Annotated in this window: 21 protein-coding genes; 9 read left to right on the top strand and 12 right to left on the bottom strand. The window is 74.0% G+C overall.

The window, feature by feature from the left end:
• Positions 1-761 (bottom strand): BTAD domain-containing putative transcriptional regulator (locus tag BU198_RS07585; protein ID WP_188296061.1); only part of this gene is annotated, 761 nt, incomplete at its 3' end.
• A 194-nt stretch (positions 762-955) separates the two neighbouring features.
• Between BU198_RS07585 and BU198_RS07580 the strand changes: the two genes are divergently transcribed.
• Positions 956-1747: a site-2 protease family protein gene (locus tag BU198_RS07580; RefSeq protein WP_188296060.1), complete on the top strand. Its 792-nt coding sequence runs from the start codon at positions 956-958 to the stop codon at positions 1745-1747.
• Between the two features lie 18 nt (positions 1748-1765).
• Here the strand turns inward: BU198_RS07580 and BU198_RS07575 are convergent, their stop codons facing one another.
• Together BU198_RS07575 and npdG are read right to left on the bottom strand one after the other, a co-directional pair.
• Positions 1766-1960, bottom strand: coding sequence for a hypothetical protein (locus BU198_RS07575; protein WP_188296059.1), 195 nt, complete (start codon positions 1958-1960; stop codon positions 1766-1768).
• A 125-nt stretch (positions 1961-2085) separates the two neighbouring features.
• The gene (gene npdG, locus BU198_RS07570) at positions 2086-2778 is read right to left on the bottom strand and encodes an NADPH-dependent F420 reductase (RefSeq protein ID WP_188296058.1); all 693 of its coding nucleotides are present in this window, start codon (positions 2776-2778) and stop codon (positions 2086-2088) included.
• A gap of 47 nt (positions 2779-2825) precedes the next feature.
• Between npdG and BU198_RS07565 the strand changes: the two genes are divergently transcribed.
• From BU198_RS07565 to BU198_RS07555, 3 genes are all read left to right on the top strand, one after another.
• Positions 2826-3440, top strand: coding sequence for a hypothetical protein (locus BU198_RS07565; RefSeq protein ID WP_188296057.1), 615 nt, complete (start codon positions 2826-2828; stop codon positions 3438-3440).
• A 90-nt stretch (positions 3441-3530) separates the two neighbouring features.
• Positions 3531-4865, top strand: coding sequence for an MFS transporter (locus BU198_RS07560; protein WP_188296056.1), 1335 nt, complete (start codon positions 3531-3533; stop codon positions 4863-4865).
• A 13-nt stretch (positions 4866-4878) separates the two neighbouring features.
• On the top strand, positions 4879-5634 hold the full coding sequence (locus BU198_RS07555) for a hypothetical protein (RefSeq protein ID WP_188296055.1): 756 nt from the start codon (positions 4879-4881) through the stop codon (positions 5632-5634).
• A gap of 35 nt (positions 5635-5669) precedes the next feature.
• On the opposite strand, the gene BU198_RS07550 is transcribed toward BU198_RS07555, so the two are convergent.
• A complete protein-coding gene (locus BU198_RS07550; RefSeq protein WP_188296054.1) occupies positions 5670-5897 on the bottom strand; it encodes a hypothetical protein in 228 nt (75 codons plus the stop codon).
• 104 nt (positions 5898-6001) lie between these two features.
• Here BU198_RS07550 and map point away from each other — a divergent pair, with 104 nt between their 5' ends.
• Complete coding sequence (gene map / locus BU198_RS07545) at positions 6002-6847, top strand: type I methionyl aminopeptidase (protein WP_188296053.1); 846 nt, start codon at positions 6002-6004, stop codon at positions 6845-6847.
• 66 nt (positions 6848-6913) lie between these two features.
• On the opposite strand, the gene BU198_RS07540 is transcribed toward map, so the two are convergent.
• Positions 6914-7606, bottom strand: coding sequence for a bifunctional DNA primase/polymerase (locus BU198_RS07540; protein WP_188296052.1), 693 nt, complete (start codon positions 7604-7606; stop codon positions 6914-6916).
• A gap of 513 nt (positions 7607-8119) precedes the next feature.
• Between BU198_RS07540 and BU198_RS07535 the strand changes: the two genes are divergently transcribed.
• Positions 8120-8338: a hypothetical protein gene (locus BU198_RS07535; RefSeq protein ID WP_188296065.1), complete on the top strand. Its 219-nt coding sequence runs from the start codon at positions 8120-8122 to the stop codon at positions 8336-8338.
• A 40-nt stretch (positions 8339-8378) separates the two neighbouring features.
• Positions 8379-8576, top strand: a complete 198-nt coding sequence (locus BU198_RS07530; protein WP_188296064.1) for a hypothetical protein — start codon at positions 8379-8381, stop codon at positions 8574-8576.
• Positions 8577-8627: 51 nt separating this feature from the next.
• On the opposite strand, the gene BU198_RS07525 is transcribed toward BU198_RS07530, so the two are convergent.
• The gene (locus BU198_RS07525) at positions 8628-9293 is read right to left on the bottom strand and encodes a PadR family transcriptional regulator (protein ID WP_188296062.1); all 666 of its coding nucleotides are present in this window, start codon (positions 9291-9293) and stop codon (positions 8628-8630) included.
• A 175-nt stretch (positions 9294-9468) separates the two neighbouring features.
• On the opposite strand from BU198_RS07525, the gene BU198_RS07520 reads away from it, so the two are divergent.
• On the top strand, positions 9469-9867 hold the full coding sequence (locus tag BU198_RS07520) for an ACT domain-containing protein (RefSeq protein ID WP_188296051.1): 399 nt from the start codon (positions 9469-9471) through the stop codon (positions 9865-9867).
• 99 nt (positions 9868-9966) lie between these two features.
• The gene (locus tag BU198_RS07515; RefSeq protein WP_049658025.1) at positions 9967-10224 is read left to right on the top strand and encodes a hypothetical protein; all 258 of its coding nucleotides are present in this window, start codon (positions 9967-9969) and stop codon (positions 10222-10224) included.
• Between the two features lie 133 nt (positions 10225-10357).
• On the opposite strand, the gene BU198_RS07510 is transcribed toward BU198_RS07515, so the two are convergent.
• Genes BU198_RS07510 through BU198_RS07485 form a run of 6 tightly spaced genes read right to left on the bottom strand, consistent with a single transcriptional unit; the run spans position 10358 to position 15412 of the window.
• Positions 10358-10756 carry a PPOX class F420-dependent oxidoreductase gene (locus BU198_RS07510; RefSeq protein ID WP_188296050.1) on the bottom strand — a complete coding sequence of 133 codons (399 nt, stop codon included), beginning with the start codon at positions 10754-10756 and terminating at the stop codon, positions 10358-10360.
• On the bottom strand, positions 10756-11703 hold the full coding sequence (locus BU198_RS07505; RefSeq protein ID WP_188296049.1) for an ACP S-malonyltransferase: 948 nt from the start codon (positions 11701-11703) through the stop codon (positions 10756-10758). The genes BU198_RS07510 and BU198_RS07505 overlap by 1 nt, the downstream gene beginning before the upstream one ends.
• Before the next feature lie 27 nt (positions 11704-11730).
• Positions 11731-12198, bottom strand: a complete 468-nt coding sequence (locus BU198_RS07500) for a 3-hydroxyacyl-ACP dehydratase FabZ family protein (RefSeq protein WP_188296048.1) — start codon at positions 12196-12198, stop codon at positions 11731-11733.
• Positions 12195-12575 carry a 3-hydroxyacyl-ACP dehydratase FabZ family protein gene (locus BU198_RS07495; protein WP_188296047.1) on the bottom strand — a complete coding sequence of 127 codons (381 nt, stop codon included), beginning with the start codon at positions 12573-12575 and terminating at the stop codon, positions 12195-12197. Before BU198_RS07495 ends, BU198_RS07500 begins: the two co-directional genes overlap by 4 nt.
• Complete coding sequence (locus BU198_RS07490; RefSeq protein WP_188296046.1) at positions 12572-14104, bottom strand: MFS transporter; 1533 nt, start codon at positions 14102-14104, stop codon at positions 12572-12574. Before BU198_RS07490 ends, BU198_RS07495 begins: the two co-directional genes overlap by 4 nt.
• Before the next feature lie 30 nt (positions 14105-14134).
• Complete coding sequence (locus BU198_RS07485; RefSeq protein ID WP_188296045.1) at positions 14135-15412, bottom strand: hypothetical protein; 1278 nt, start codon at positions 15410-15412, stop codon at positions 14135-14137.
• Positions 15413-15474: the final 62 nt, after the last annotated feature.

Below are 15474 nucleotides of genomic sequence, written 5' to 3'. Positions count from 1 at the left end.
CCGAGCGGCGCGGAGCGGGCCGGCTGCGGCGCCGGTGCCCGCCGGTCCGCCGGGGCGAGCAACTCGGCGTGCAGGGAGCGGAGTCCGCGGCCCGGGTCCACCCCGAGCTCCTCGGCCAGGGCGCGCCTGGCCCGCTCGTAGTGGCGCAGCGCCTCGGCCGTCCGGCCGCTCTCGTGCAGCGCCCGGATCATCAGCAGCTGCAACGGTTCGTCCAGCGGGTGCCGTTCGCACAGCTCGGCCAGCTCGGCGACCAGCTCGGCGGCCCGGCCGAGGCCGAGGTCGGCGGTGATCCGGTGGCGGCGGGCCTCCTCGCGCTGGGCCTCCAGCCGGGTGGCAGGGCCGGTGCGGTCCGGCAGGTCGGCCAGGGCCGGGCCGCGCCACAGCGCCAGGGCGGCGCGCAGCCTCTCGGCCGCGAGCGCGTGGTCCCCGGCGTCCAGGGCGCGGCGGCCCTCGCCGGTCAGCCGCTGGAAGTCGGCGACGTCGGTGGCCGGGCCGGTCAGCCAGTACCCGGCCGGGCCGGAGCCGACCTCGTCCCGGCCGATGGTGCGGCGCAGCCGGCCGACCAGGGTCTGGAGCGCGGCGGAGGAGTCCTGCGGCGGCCCGGTGTCCCACACCTCGTCCACCAGCAGGTCGGCCGGGACCGGCCTGCCCTGTCTCAGGGCCAGGGCGGTGAGCAGGGCCCGCAGCCGGGCACCGCCGACCGGTACCGCGGTGCCGTCGTCGTGGTGGGCCGTCGTCGTCCCGAGGATGCCGTAGTGCACCGGACCATTCTGGTCGATCGGCGGAGCAGGGGCCGCACAATTGTGCTGCCGCCCTCCCGGACCCGGCGCGTAGGGTGGAACGCCACCGCCCGGCCGGACGTTCACCCGGAGCGGCTTGTCCGGTCACCGGCCCGCCCGGCATGATCGGTCCCGTCCCGCGTCCGCCCCTCCCCCGCCTCCGGAGCACCCACACCATGACCTTCGCCGCCACGCCGAGCTCCCGCAGCGAGGACCGCCGGATCAGCCCGGTGTTCTGGGTGCTTCTCGCCGTCCTCGGCACGTCCGGCTGGGCGGTGTACTCCGGCTACGGCAACATGCGGTTCGGGATCTTCCTGTTCGTGATCGCGGGCTGGATGGTCTCGCTCTGCCTGCACGAGTATGCCCACGCGCGCACCGCGCTGCACGGCGGCGACATCAGCGTCGGCGCCAAGGGCTACCTCACGCTCAACCCGATGAAGTACGCCAACGTGCTGCTCAGCTTCGTGCTGCCGATCGTCTTCATGATCCTCGGCGGCATCGGCCTGCCCGGCGGCTCGGTCTGGATCGAGCGGCACCGGATCCAGGGCCGGCTCAAGCACAGCCTGATCTCGGCCGCCGGGCCGCTGGTGAACCTGGTCGCCGCCGTGCTGATCCTGGTCCCGGTCGGCGCGGGCTGGCTGGACGATCCCAAGCTGGACACGGTCTCGCCGCTCGCCGTGGCCCTGGGCTTCCTCGGCATGCTCCAGCTGAGCGCGACCCTGCTGAACCTGCTGCCGGTGCCGGGCCTGGACGGCTACGGGATCATCGAGCCCTGGCTGTCGTACAAGACCCGGCGGGCGGTCGAGCCCTTCGCCCCGTACGGGATGCTCGCGGTGTTCGTGCTGCTCTGGCAGCCCGCGGTGAACCAGTGGTTCTTCGAGGCCGTGTACGGCGCGATGGAACTGCTCGGCGTCGACCGGGGGTACGCCCAGATCGGCCGCCAGCTGTTCAGCTTCTGGCGGGGCTAGGCCGGGGCTAGGCCCGGGCTAGGCCTGCTCGGCGGCGGCCGCCGCAGCCGCGGCGATCTTCTCCCGGCGGCGGTTCATCCACAGCACGTTGCTGGCCACGCCGGCCAGCGGCAGCCAGATCAGGCCCAGCCAGAGGCCCTGGGTGAGCGAGAAGACGGCGGCGACCAGCGCCAGGGCGACGACGATCAGGGCGAGCAGGGACGTGCGAGGCATGGCGGCGGACTCCTGGGAGCGGGTGCGGACGGCCGGGTTGCGGCCGTCCCCCATTGTCGCCGACCTCACCTCCGGAGCGGGGCCAGGGGTGAGGTCGACACGGCGGGCGTTGCCGGGACGTCTGCTCAGACGTCGGTGATCCGCAGCCCCGCGTGGGCCTTGTAGCGGCGGTTGACCGAGATCAGGTTGGCCACCAGCGCCTCCACCTGGTGGGCGTTGCGCAGCCGGCCCGCGAAGATGCCGCGCATCCCGGGGATGCGGCCGGCCAGGCCCCGGACGACGTCGGTGGCCTCCCGGTCGTCGCCGAGCACCATGACGTCGGTGTCGATGGTCTCCACCGACTCGTCCTGGAGCAGCACCGCCGAGAGGTGGTGGAAGGCGGCGGTGACCCGGGAGTCCGGCAGCAGGGCGGCGGCCTGCTGGGCGGCGCTGCCCTCCTCCGGCTTCAGCGCGTACGCGCCCTGCTTGTCGAAGCCGAGCGGGTTGACGCAGTCGACGACGATCTTGCCGGCGAGTTCCCCGCGCAGCGCGGTCAGGGTGGCGGCGTGGCCGTCCCACGGGACCGCGATGATCACCACGTCGCTCTCCCGGGCGACGGTGGCGTTGTCGGCGCCGCGCACGCCGAGGCCCAGCTCGGCCGCCGAGGCCTCGGCCCTGGCGGCGTCGCGGGAGCCGATGATCACCTGCTGGCCGGCCTTGGCCAGCCGCAGGGCCAGGCCGCGCCCCTGGTCGCCGGTGCCGCCGAGGACACCGACCACCAACTGCGAGACGTCCGGGACCTCGTGGGCCGGGTTTGTCGCTGAATCGAGGGAAGTCATGGGCCGATCCTGCCAAATCCCCGGCCTCCCGGGACATCCTGGCCCGCATGGACGCGGTGAGAGTTTCGGCACTCCGGGAACGGCTGACGGGCACGGGCTGGCTGGAGGCGGTCGGCGGCTTCGCCGGATCGCTGCGCCGTTCGGTGGAGCGGCGCGGGGCGAGCGGGCTGCTGCTGGTCGGCACCGAGGGGTACGAACCCTGGCACCTGGCCGCCCACCTGGACGACGAGGCCGCCTGGTCGGACGTCCCGCGGCTGGCGCCCACCCTGGTGCGGCACCGGCCGCCGGCCGGTGCCCCGGCCCACCTGACCCACGACCTGCGGCGGCTCACCGAGGCCGGACGCGGCGCCACCGTGCTGGTGGTGGCGCCGGAGGCGGCCGGCGCGCAGCTGCTGGAGCGGGTGCGGGACGCCCGGCGGCACGGCGCGACCGTGCTCGCGCTGGACGGGGGCACCCCCGACGGGCCAGGCGATCCCGGTGACCTGCACGGCCTTGCGCACGAACGGCTGACCGTCGGCACCGCCGCCGAGGAGCCCTTCGACCTCGCCCAGCACCTGGTCAGCGCGGCCGCCGGGCAGTGGGCAGGCCACCGCTCCGTCCGCGACCGGCTCGCCGGGCTCGCCGGGCGGCTGGCCTCGATGCCCGCGATCAGCCGCTGGTAACCGGGCCGGCCCCGTTCACCACGGGCCGGTTCGCAGGCCGCCCGAAAACCCTTTGCGGGAACGGCGATCGGCGTCCGAGGATAACGGTTCGTGACCGACGAACCCCCGCATCCCCCCGTGCCCGGGCGCGCCCGGACGCTGCTGCGCTCACTGACCCCGGACCTCTCCCCCTGGCGTGCCTCGCGGGACTTCCGCTACCTGTGGACCTCCGGCTGCGTCACCAGCTTCGGCAGCTTCCTGACCCTCGTCGCCGTACCGATGCAGATCAAGGAACTCACCGGCTCCTCCTTCGCGGTCGGCCTGATCGGCGCCGTCGAGCTCGTCCCGCTGGTCGTCTTCGGCCTCTGGGGCGGCGCCCTCGCCGACGCCGTGGACCGCAGGAAGCTGGTGCTGCGCGCCGAGGCGGCGCTCGGCCTGCTGGCCGGACTGCTGCTGCTCAACGCCCTGTTGCCGCACCCGCTGCTCTGGCCGATCTACCTGGTCGCCGCGCTGGTCGCGGCCGCCGACGGCCTCCAGCGCCCGGCACTGGACTCGCTCACCCCGCGGCTCGTCCCGCACCAGCACCTGACCGCCGCGTTCGCCCTCAACTCGCTTTACCACAACGCCGCTTCGGTGGCCGGCCCGGCGCTGGCCGGCGTCGTGGTGGCCTTCGCCGGGGTGCAGACCGCGTACGCGCTGGACATCCTCACCTTCGGCCTCTCGCTGCTGCTGCTCGTCCGGATCAAGGCGGTGCCGCCGCCCACCGGCGCCGAGCGGCCGTCGGTCCGGGCGGTGCTCACCGGCGTCCGCTACGCGTGGAGCCGCAAGGACCTGCTCGGCACCTACGCGATCGACATCTGCGCCATGCTGTTCGCCTACCCGGTGGCCGTCTTCCCCTTCCTGGCCTCGGAGTTGGGCGCGGACTGGGCGCTCGGCCCGATGTACGCGGCGTCCGCCCTGGGCGCCCTGCTGGTCGGCGTGACCAGCGGCTGGACCTCCCGGGTCCACCGGCACGGCCGGCTGCTGCTGGCCGCCGCCGTCGGCTGGGGCGCGGCGATGGCGCTCGCCGGGCTGTCCGGGCACATCTGGCTGGTGCTGCTCGGCCTGGCGCTGGCCGGCGGCGCCGACGAGATCAGCGGGCTCGCCCGCTCGACCATGTGGAACCAGTCCATCCCGGACGCGGTGCGCGGCCGGATGGCGGGCGTCGAACTGCTCAGCTTCTCCGTCGGCCCGCAGCTCGGCCAGGTCAGGGCCGGCACCATGGCCGGACTGGTCGGCGTGCGCGCCTCGGTGTGGGCCGGCGGCCTCGCCTGCGTGGTCGCGGTGCTCGCGGTCGCCGCCGCCCTGCCGAAGCTGCTCTCCTACGACGACCGCACCGACCCGCACGCCGCCGCCGTCCGCGCCGAGCACGAACGCGCCGCCCGGGAGGCCGTCACCGCGGTGTGACAGACTCCCGCCCATGGCGGTGGGGGGTTGGCAGAAGTGGGCGGGCCTGGTGCTCGTCCTGACCGTGCTGGCGGGCATCGTGGCCGGCTGGCTGTTCTGGCCGGACGGCGGGACGGTGAGGCCGGCCATCCGGGCGGACCGTACGGCCAGCGGACCGCCGCCGCCGGACCTGCGGGCGCTCGCCGACTCCCCCGAGGTGGTCGCCGCCGACCGGGCGCTCGGCGCGGAGATCGACCGCCGGCTCGCCTCGCTCCTCCCCGCGCTCTCCGGCGCCGAGGTGATCGGCGAGGGCCTCCGGGACGGCTGCGCCGTCGGGCCGAGCTGGTCCGACGGCTTCGGCACCCGCCGGCCGGCCGCGGAGTGCCGCCGACAGGTGGTCAGGTACCTGGCGGTGGCGGGCGATCCGCAGCAGATCCGGTCCCGGTGGGAGCCCGCGCTGACCGCCCAGGGCGCCAGGGCGGCCGACACCAACGCCTCGCCCCGGCCGGGCGAGGTGCTCTGGTACGGCTTCCCCCGGGAGGACAGCGCGGACCTGCTCGGGGTGCGTCTGGGCTTCGACGAGCGGAAGGGCCCCGAGGCCTCGGCCACCCCCGGCCTGAACGTCCCCCGGCCGCGGTCCCCCGACGACGGCGTGACGGCCTGGGCGGACCGCGGGTCCCGCCCTCCGGGGCCGCAGGACCAGGCGGCCGCCCAGGCCTTCGCGAGCGGGCGGCGCCTCGTCGTGCTGGAGATCTCGGAGAACTACTTCACCGGCCCCGAGCCGCGCTGACCACCGGCTCCCGCCCCTCGGCCGCCGAGCGGCCGCTACTCGGTGTCGTCCTCGGGCCGGTCGTTCCAGTGCGGGTCGTTGCGCCACTCCCGGTTGCGCTCGTCCGCGATCCGCAGCGCCTGGGCGGCCTCTTCTCGGCTGGCGTACGGCCCCAGGCGGTCCTTCGCCGGACACTCCGGCCCCTCCTCGACCTTCTGGTGCTTGATGCAGTAGAACCACTCGCCGGGCTTGCCGGTCGGCTTGCGGTTGAATCCGAGGGGCATGGCACTCTCCCGTTCGAAGGATGGGTCGGTACCGATCATTCCCCGCAGCGGGCCCGGCCGCACACCGCCCGGGTCCGGCCCGGCCCGACGACTAGACTCGCGGCATGGCTCTCGTACCCGGCATCCAGTCCCCCACCCGCAAGGTCCCGGCGAACATCGCGCGCCCCGAGTACGTCGGCAAGCCCGCGCCGACGCCGTACACCGGGCCCGAGGTGCAGACCGCCGAGACGGTCGAGAAGATGCGGATCGCCGGCGGGATCGCCGCCCGGGCGATGGAGGAGGCGGCGAAGCTGATCGCCCCCGGCGTCACCACCGACGCGCTGGACGCCGTCGCCCACGCGTACATGTGCGACCACGGCGCCTACCCCTCCGACCTCGGCTACCGGGGCTTCCCCAAGTCCGTCTGCACCTCGATCAACGAGGTGATCTGCCACGGCATTCCGGACTCGACCGTGCTCCAGGACGGCGACATCGTCAACATCGACGCCACCGCGTACATCCACGGGGTGCACGGCGACCTCAACGCCACCTACCTGGTCGGCGACGTGGACGAGGAGTCCCGGCTGCTGGTCGAGCGCACCAGGGAGTCCCTCGACCGGGCGATCAAGGCGGTCAAGCCGGGCCGGCAGATCAACGTCATCGGGCGGGTCATCGAGTCCTACGCCAAGCGCTTCGGCTACGGCGTGGTACGGGACTTCACCGGGCACGGCATCAACACGTCGTTCCACTCCGGCCTGATCATCCCGCACTACGACAGCGAGCGGGCCACCGAGGTGATCAAGCCGGGCATGACCTTCACCATCGAGCCGATGCTGACCCTGGGCACCTACGACTACGAGGTCTGGGCGGACGGCTGGACGGTCGTCACCAAGGACCGCAAGCGCACCGCCCAGTTCGAGCACACCCTGGTGGTCACGGCGGACGGCGCGGAGATCCTCACCCTGCCGTGACGACGTGCCGGCGTGACGCCGCTCGACCGCGGCGTCGCGCGCCCGGCATGATCCACAAGAGAGGCCCTAGCCGATCAGCCACTGCTCCTCGGCGACGGCGCCCACCTCGGTGCAGGCGTCGGTGAGCACGTCCAGGACGCGCAGCGGGTCCGGCAGCGGCTGCTCGGGCCCGCGCAGCCACCGCACCTGGGAGCCGTCCGGCAGCGCGGCCGGCGGCAGCAGGGTGTACGAGCCGCGGCAGTGCCAGCGCAGGCCCGGGTGCTCGGACATGGTGTCCGGGGTGGAGTCGAGCGCGCTCGGCCACCACTCGTCCTCGTCCTGAGGGGTGCCGCGGGTGGCGGTGAAGAACAGGTAGCGGTCCTCACCGACGGCGGCGACCGGGCCCTCGACGCCGAGCGCGGTCAGCCGCTCCAGCGCCAGCCGGCCGGCCTCCACCGGGACGTCCAGCACGTCGTGCACCCGGCCGGTGGCGGTGACGAAGTTGGCCTGCGGGTCGCGGGCGAGCCAGCGGGAGAGCTGCTCCGGGTCAGTGGTGGCCTGGGTCTGCCAGGCGAAGGAGACCGGGTGCTGGGCGGGGGCGGGACACGCCACCCGGTCACAGGAACACCGGTAGCCGGCCGGATGCGCGGCGGGCGCGAGCGGGAATCCGGCGCGCACCGCGCCGAGCAGCTGATCGAGTCCGGCCGGGCCGTCCGCGCCCCCTGCCCGCTGACGATCACGCCTCTGCCACCAGGTCGTCCACCTGCCGCCGGCTTCCATCGGGCCCCTTCCGCGCAACTGCCGTGCCTGGTGCGACACAGCGTTCGACGTACCACTCGGACGCAACGCACGGCGCCCCCGGCTGCTTCCCGGGGTGTTCGGCCCTGACGTCCGCGCCCTGCCGGCCGCGGCCCGGGGTCACCGGACGGCCGACGCCGGGGTCACGGTACGCAGTCGCGGCAGCACGCTGTCCGCGCCAAACCGGCCGGAGGGAACGCGGATTCGCGCCTCACCCGGCCCGTACGGGGCCCGCTGACCCGGGGTGGACCCCGAGGGCGTAACAGGAAGGATAAGGGTGCGGAGGCCTTCCGGATGACCGGGGGCGGTGCCTCTCCGGTCACACTCGCGGTGCCGCCGGCGGGCGCGCCCCGGGCACGCTCCGGGCACGCCGCCCGCACGCGGCGCCCCGCCCGCCCTCCCGCCCGGGAGTTGCCGGTCACCCCCGGACTCCCCCTGCGGCCCCGCCTCCAGGGCCGATCCCAGGTCACCCCGTGGAGGTGAGACCCTGGGGGGATGAAGAGCGCGGACACCGCATTCGTCGGCGGCCCCCTGGACGGGCGGATCCTGCCCGTCCCGCTGGGGCCGATGCTCGGCGTGCCCAAGAAGTACAAGGTGCCGGTCCCCGCGCACGGCGAGGCCCCCGCGCGCACACTGGTGTACGTCCGGAGCAAGCAGGTTCGGGGCCTGAGCTGGTTCTGGCGCTACGAGTACGACGAGGCGGCCTCCGGCTGACGGCCGCCTCCTTCCCCGCAGGCTCCCCCGGGAGGTCGGCATGGCGAGGACGGTACGGCACCCGAGGAACCGCTCCCGCGCGGTCGAGCACCACAACCGGCAGGTCGCCGGCGTCACCGGGGTGCTGCTCCTGGCGGTGTGCCTCTACAGCGTGATCATCGAGCCGAACGCCTGGCTCTGGTTCGGCTGGGCGGTGCTGCTGCTGGTGTGCGCGGCCCTGTTCGTGGTCCGGCCGTGAGGCCTTCTCCCCGGCCGCCCGGGCAGCGGCACCGCCCCGCCCCCGGGCCGGTCAGTCGTCCTCGGCGAGGATGAGGTACAGCTTCTTGCGGGCCTCGGTCAGCACCGTCAGGCCCTTGGTGCGCTGCGCCTCGGTGCCGGTGGCCATGACCTGGCGGATCGCCTGGTCGACGGCGGCGAGCGCCTGGCCGACCTCCTGGACGGCCTCCCAGTCGACCTCCCGGCCGGCCTCCGCCCACGGTTCGTCCGGCCCGGCGTCGGCCTCGGCCCGGCCCGCCTCGGTGAGCGAGACCAGCCGCTTGCCGCCGACCTCCTCCGCGGTGATCAGGCCCTCCTCCTCCAGCAGCTGGAGGTTGGGGTAGATCGACCCCGGGCTGGGCCGCCAGGCTCCGCCGGTCCGCTCGGCGATCTCGGCGATCATCTCGTAGCCGTGCATCGGCCGCTCCTTGAGCAGCGCCAGCAGCGAGGCCCTGACGTCACCGCGCCTGGCCCGGCCACCGCGCCGCCCGTGCGGACCGCCGCGCCGGCCGCCGTGCCCGCCGAAGCCGTGCCCGTACGGGCCGCCCATCGGCCGGCCGGGGCCGCCACCGCCGAACGGCGGACCGAACCCGCCGAACGCCTCCCGGCCCTCGGCGCCCTCTCCGGGCATCCCCCGGAAATCCGGGCCCTGGCCACGGCGGAACCCGCCGCCCACCGGGCCCTCCCAACGGAACCGCATTCCCTGACGTTCCGAGCGCATCGCGCCCACCTCCTCGGATCCCTGAGGTTCAACGAGGCAGTCGAGTTACTGTCTCGATAGTTCGACGATATATCGGCGACTGTCGCTCGTCAACGGATTCCGACACGCCCGCGAAGCGCCCCGCATCCCCCGTCCAGCCGCTACGGTGGCGGGCATGGCCGCAGAACGAGACCTTGCGACGCTGCTGCGCGGAATGAGCCCGCGGCTCGACCCGGGGCGGTACGTCTACTGCACGCTCCCCACGCGGGTGCCCGCCGGCATGCGGCCGGTGGTGACCGTCGCCGAGCCCGAGGGAATGACGGTGGTGGTCGCCCAGGAGGAGGCGGACGCGCTCGGGCTGCGCTACGAGTACGTGGCGGCCTGGATCACCCTGCGGATCCACTCGGCGCTGGAGGCCGTCGGGCTGACCGCCGCCGTGTCCGGCCGGCTCGCCGAGGAGGGCATCAGCTGCAACGTGGTGGCCGGCTTCCACCACGACCACCTGTTCGTCGCCGCCGACGACGCCGACCGCGCCGTCCGGGCCCTGGAGGACCTCGCCGCCCGCTCCGTCTGACGACGCCGCCGAGTGGCCGTCTCCCCGGCAGGCTCCAAGACTGGGAGTGACCGCGCGGCCGCTCCCGGCCGCCGCCCCCACCGGAAGGAGACGGCCGTCATGGCCATCTGCGTCACCTGCGGCAACGACTACTGGCTGGCCTTCGAGATCAGGACGGTCACCGGCGACACCTACACCTTCGACAGCTTCGAGTGCGCGATGGAGAAGCTCGCCCCGCGCTGCGAACAGTGCGACGTCCGCATCGTCGGCCACGGCGTCGAGGTGGCGGGCATGTTCTTCTGCTGCGCCAACTGCGCCCGCGTCAACGGCGGCCTCGGCGACCAGATCCGCGACGCCGTCGGCGCGCGCCCCGCCTGACGGGGCCGCCGCGAGCGAACGCAACCGGCGGTGGCCTCCACGGACGAGACGTCCGCGGAGGCCACCGCCGGTGCACCGCCGAGCCCGGTCGGCCAGTCGCCCTACGGCCTCCGAGTTCTCCGAGTCCTCGGAGTCACTGGTAGCGGGCCGTCTCCGGCCGGACGACCAGGCGGACCCGGGTGAGGACGTCCGGAGGCAGTTGCCCGTTGAGCTCACGGCCGTACCGGGCGGCCAGGCGCCGGAAGAACTCGCCCTCGGTGTCCGGCACGATCCGGTGCACCCGGCCCCGGACCTCCAGGCAGCGGTACGGCTGCTCCGGGTCGTTGACCGACACGGAGACCCGGTCGTCGCGTCGGACGTTGGCGTACTTGGCCCGAGTGGTCGACGTGCTGAACGACAACTCGCCGTCCTCCCACAGGAACCACATCGGGTTGACCTGCGGGGCACCGTCCGCCCTGAGGGTGCCCAGATGGCAGAAGAGCGGCCGGGTCAGCAGGTCCTCCTGGCCGGCCGGCACCACCTGGCGGGCCATCAGGCGCCACTGCCGGCGAGAGCGGGTACGGCGTCCAGGTCGTCCGCCGAGCGCAGGGCCACCGTCCGCGTCCAGGGGCGGGCCCGCTCGGCCAGCTTCGTCAACGGCCCCGCGGGCGCCAGCTCGACGTGCAGCGTCCGCGCCGAGGAGTGCCGGGCGATGGACTCCGCACACAGGTCCCACCGGACGGCCGAGGTGAGCTGCGCGACCAGCCGCTGCCGGAGGTCGTCCGGTCCGGTGACGAGTGAGCCGTCGGCGTTGCCCAGCATCGCCGAGTCCGGCGCCCGCCACGGCGCCCTGGCCACGGCGCGGGCGAAGGGCTCCAGGGCCGGAGCCATCGCCTCGGTGTGGAAGGCCCCGGCCACCTCCAGCCGGACCACCCGCATGCCGGCCGGCGGGTTCGCACCGAAGGCCTCCACCGCGGCCGAGGGACCGGCCGCCACGAACTGGTGGCTGCCGTTCCAGTTGGCCACGGACAGTCCCCCGGCCCGGATCGCGTCGACGATCGCCTCGTCCGCCGCGCCGTCCCGCTTGGACGGCATGCACGCCGCCATGCCGGTCGGGGCCGTCGCGCACGCCGCCGACATGGCCTTCCCGCGTTCCCGGGCGAGGGCGACCGCCGCACCCGGGGGGAGGTAGCCCGCACCGGCGGCCGCGGCCAGCTCGCCGACGGAGTGCCCGGCGTACAGCACCCGGCCGGGGTCCACGTCCAGCCGGGCCCGCAGCCGCTTCAGCGACAGCAGCGCCGCCGCTGTGATCAGCGGCTGCGCGACGGCGGTGTCAGCCATCGCGGCGGCGTCACGGCCGGCCTCCAGCAGATCGAGCCCCGCGGACTCGGACCAGTCGGCGAGCAGTTCCCGGGCGTACGGTGCCGAGGCCAGCCAGGAGTCGAGCATGCCCGGTCGGTGCGCCCCCTGACCCGGCACGGTGATCACGTGGTCGTACATGGTGCCTCACTTTCGTCGGACGGCTGGTCAGTCTGCGCTGTTCGCCGCGGCGAGGGAGCCCGGCGGCCGGCTCAGGGTGATCGCGCGCTCCACGGTGAGCACGGTCTGTCCGTCACCGGCGCGGGAGACCCCGGAGAACACCGCGGTGTCCTCGTGCGCTTCGAGCAGTCGCACCGCGTGCACGAGGAGTTCGCCCGCCCGGACCGATCCCTCGAAGCGCAGGTTGCGGGCCGAGCCGAACACCAGCAGCCGGTCGCGCGAACCCTCCTCGGCGTCGAGCACGGCCAGCAGCCCGCACGCCTGGAGGAAGGACTCCAGCACCAGGGTCGACGGGAGCCGGGCCGGTCGGGCCGATCCGGCGTGGCTGCCGACTTCGTGCTGGGACACGGCCTTGACGGCGGTCAGCTCGCCGGGCGCGTGGGCGAGGATCCGGTCGACGTGGAGCGCCGGGTGGCCGTACGGCAGCAGGTCGGCCGGGTCCGGGTACTCGGTCATGACGTGCACCTCCAGGTCGCGGCGATCCGGGCACACCGCCGGCCGTCGACGGTGCAGGTCGTCGTGGTCGACAGCAGCGGGCGTTCTCCGGTGACCCGCGTGTCGAACAGCACCTCCTCCCCCGCCAGGACCGGCAGGCTGAACCGGGCTGACTCGACGGAGAGCAGTTCGATCCCCCCGGGCACGCCGTCCAGGTGGAGTTCGAGCATCTGCTGCACGCCCTCGATCAGGAACACCCCGGGGTAGACCGTCAGCGACGGGAAGTGCCCGGCCAGGTAGGGGTCGTCGGCGCGCACCCGCTTGCGGCCGAGGAATCCGCCCTCCCGCGCCTCGACCGTGTCCACCGCGGACAGCGGCAACTGCCGGGTGGCGGTCACCGCTTGCCGTCCTGACGGCGGAGCAGCACCAGCACGGCCACCACCGACAGCGCGGCGAGTACCACCGAGATCCACATCACCTGGTGAAACGCCGAGGCGTGCGCCGAGGCGAGGGTGGAGACCTGGTCCGGGTGCTGCGCGAAGAGCTGCTTGACGTCACCCGTGGCCAGTTCGTCCGCCGCCCTGGCGGCGTTCAGGTCCGCGGGCAGCGAGGCGTCCGCGAGCCGGGTGTTGACGAACGACGCGACCAGGGCGACGACGACCACGGAGGCGAGGGACTCCGCGGCCAGCCGGATGGTGTTGAACATCCCCGCCGCCATGCCGGCCGAGGTGTTCGGCACGGAGCCGACCGCCGCACCGTCCATGACGCCGTTGAGCACACCGACACCGGCGCCGGTGACGGCCAGCGGGACCGCCAGCGCCCACAGCGCGCTGTCGCCCTCGACGAAGGTCAGCCCGAACGCGCCGAGGCCGATCAGCGCGAGGCCGCCGACCAGGATCAGCCGCAGCGGCACGCCCGCGGCGCTCAGCCGGCCGGACAGCATCGGCACCAGGAAGATGGGTACGGTCAGCAGCAGGATCCGCAGGCCGGCCGCCCCGTTGCCCAGTCCGCTCACGCTGAACAGGAAGGCGGGGAGCAGCAGGAGCAGGCCGATGAAGCCGAACGCGAACTCGATGTTGACCAGGTTGACCGTCAGGAACTGGCGGTCGGCGAAGAGGCCCATCTCGAACATCGGGCTGCTCGTGCGCCGCTCGTGGAGAACGAACAGGACGAAGGTCAGCACCGCGCCCGCGAACAGGGTGACGGTGCGCACGTCCGCCCACCCCGACTGCGGGCCCTCGATCGTACCGATGGTGAGCAGCAGCAGCGCGGCGGTGAACAGGCCCGCCCCGAGGAAGTCGAAGCGGTTGCCGCCCTTGCTGCGGGACTCGGTCAGCACCAGCGAGCCGAGCAGCCCCGCCGCCACGATCAGCGCGTGGAAACCGAACACCGCGCGCCAGTTCAGGAGTTGAGCGATGAAGCCGCTGATGGTCGGCCCGAGCGCGAGCCCGGCGCCGATCACCACACCGACCAGCCCGAAGGCCTTGGCCCGGGCCGGGCCGTCGAACGTGTTGGCCACGATGGCGGTCATCGACGTCACGATGGCGCCGGCCCCGATCCCGGCGGCGGCCCTGGCCACGTCGATCACCAGGGTGCTCTGGGCCAGGACGGTGACCAGCAGGGAGGCCAGGTACATCCCGGCGCCGAGGCGGAAGACCCGGCGCCTGCCGTACTGGTCGGCGAGCACGCCGGTGGCGAGCATGGTGCTCGCCGCGGCCACGTTGTAGGCGTTGACCACCCATTGGAGCGGGGCCAGGCCACCGCCCAGGTCGGTGCCGATTCCCGGTAGCAGGAGCGGCGTGCCGCTGACTCCGAGGGGCACGATCACGACTGCCACCGCGGCCACCGCGAGCACCGGCCACGACGGTGTGCGGCGGTCGCGGGTGTCGGCGGTGCCCGTGCGGATGACGGACTCCGTGCTGGTCACTGTTGGATTTCCTGTCTGTGAGGTCTTGGCCTAGGCGGCGAGCGAACCCGCGAACGAGGCGATGGCACGTACGAGGGAGTTGGCGGGCAGGTCGGCGAAGAGGACGTCGTGGTGGCTCAGCGCCTTGTCCTCGACGAGGTCGAGGCGGCTGATGGCCGACAGCTGGGCGAGTTCCTTCGCGGCCTCCAGCGAGGAGCCGTTGGTGAACGCGGAGGCGTAGGCCAGCACCGGGACGTCGATCTCCTTGGCGTGCAGGCCGCGCAGGCCGAGCAGCTCGGTGATCTCGTTCGGCCGCAGCGGGTCCGCGGCGATCAGGTCGAGCAGGGTGCGGTTCATCGTGTACCACTGGAACCCGCCCGCGCCCAGCGCGTGGGCGTGGGCGACGACACCGAGCCGGGTCGGGCCGTCCTGTACCCAGGTGCCGCCCTCGAAGTGGCCGGCCGTCACGCCGTAGCCCGGCTTGGCGTTGCCCAGGTTGACCAGGGCGGCGAAGACCTCGTGGTTGGTGGCCGAGGCCGGCACGGAGTACCGCTCCGGCAGGCGGGCGGCCAGCGGCGAGGGGGCGGTGGGCTGCTCCAGCACCGCCCGGGCCGCCAGCTTGTAGAACAGTGCGGCGGTCTCCGGCGGGCCGTCGAAGCCGAGGGTGGCCGACGTCGAGGTGTCGGCCTCGAACACGCCGCCCGAGCGGATGCCGGCCAGCCAGCCCTGTGCGGTGCCGAGGTCGATGCCGAACTCCATGCCGGCGCCGCGGAAGGCGTTGAGCGCACCGCCGTCGACCAGGATCAGGCCGTCGATGCTCCGGTGGCCGCCGACTCCGTCGAAGTCCCAGGTCGCGTAGTGCACGGCCTCGGCAGAGCCCACGGAGTGCCCCGCGAGCAGGACCTTGCGCCCGCCCTCGGCGGCCGCGGCGACCGCCACCCGGATGTCGTCGACCAGGACCTGCAGCCCCCACTCGGCGTACTCGCCGAACCGGGCCGCGTCGGGGCGCCGGTGGCCGCCGTCGAGGTAGTGGGCCACGGCCTGGTCCAGGGGCGCCTCGGCCCGGGAGGTGTCGGCGAGGAACACCTCGCGCCGGTCCATGGCCCAGAGCTGCAGGTCGGGCGCGACCGCGGCGACGCTGCGGCCCAGGGCGGTGAAGCCGGCGGCCGTGCCCTCCTTGCCGCCGAGGAACAGCACGACCGTGGAGGCGTGCGGGTTGCCGATCTTCAGCAGGCCGATGGAGGCCTCCGTGCCGGTCCCGGTCGACGCCGGGAGGGTCACGTACTCCTCGCGCCAGGGGCGGAAGGAGGTGGTCAGGGTCGTGTCCATGACTGGATGTTCCTTTCGGTGGTTCTTCTCGACTTCGGTTGCCGCGGGCGGGGTGGGCGGGC

The sequence above is a fragment of the Streptomyces sp. CBMA156 genome, from assembly GCF_014596515.1.
Classification (GTDB): Bacteria; Actinomycetota; Actinomycetes; order Streptomycetales; family Streptomycetaceae; genus Kitasatospora.
This window is presented reverse-complemented; position numbering and strand designations above follow the sequence as displayed.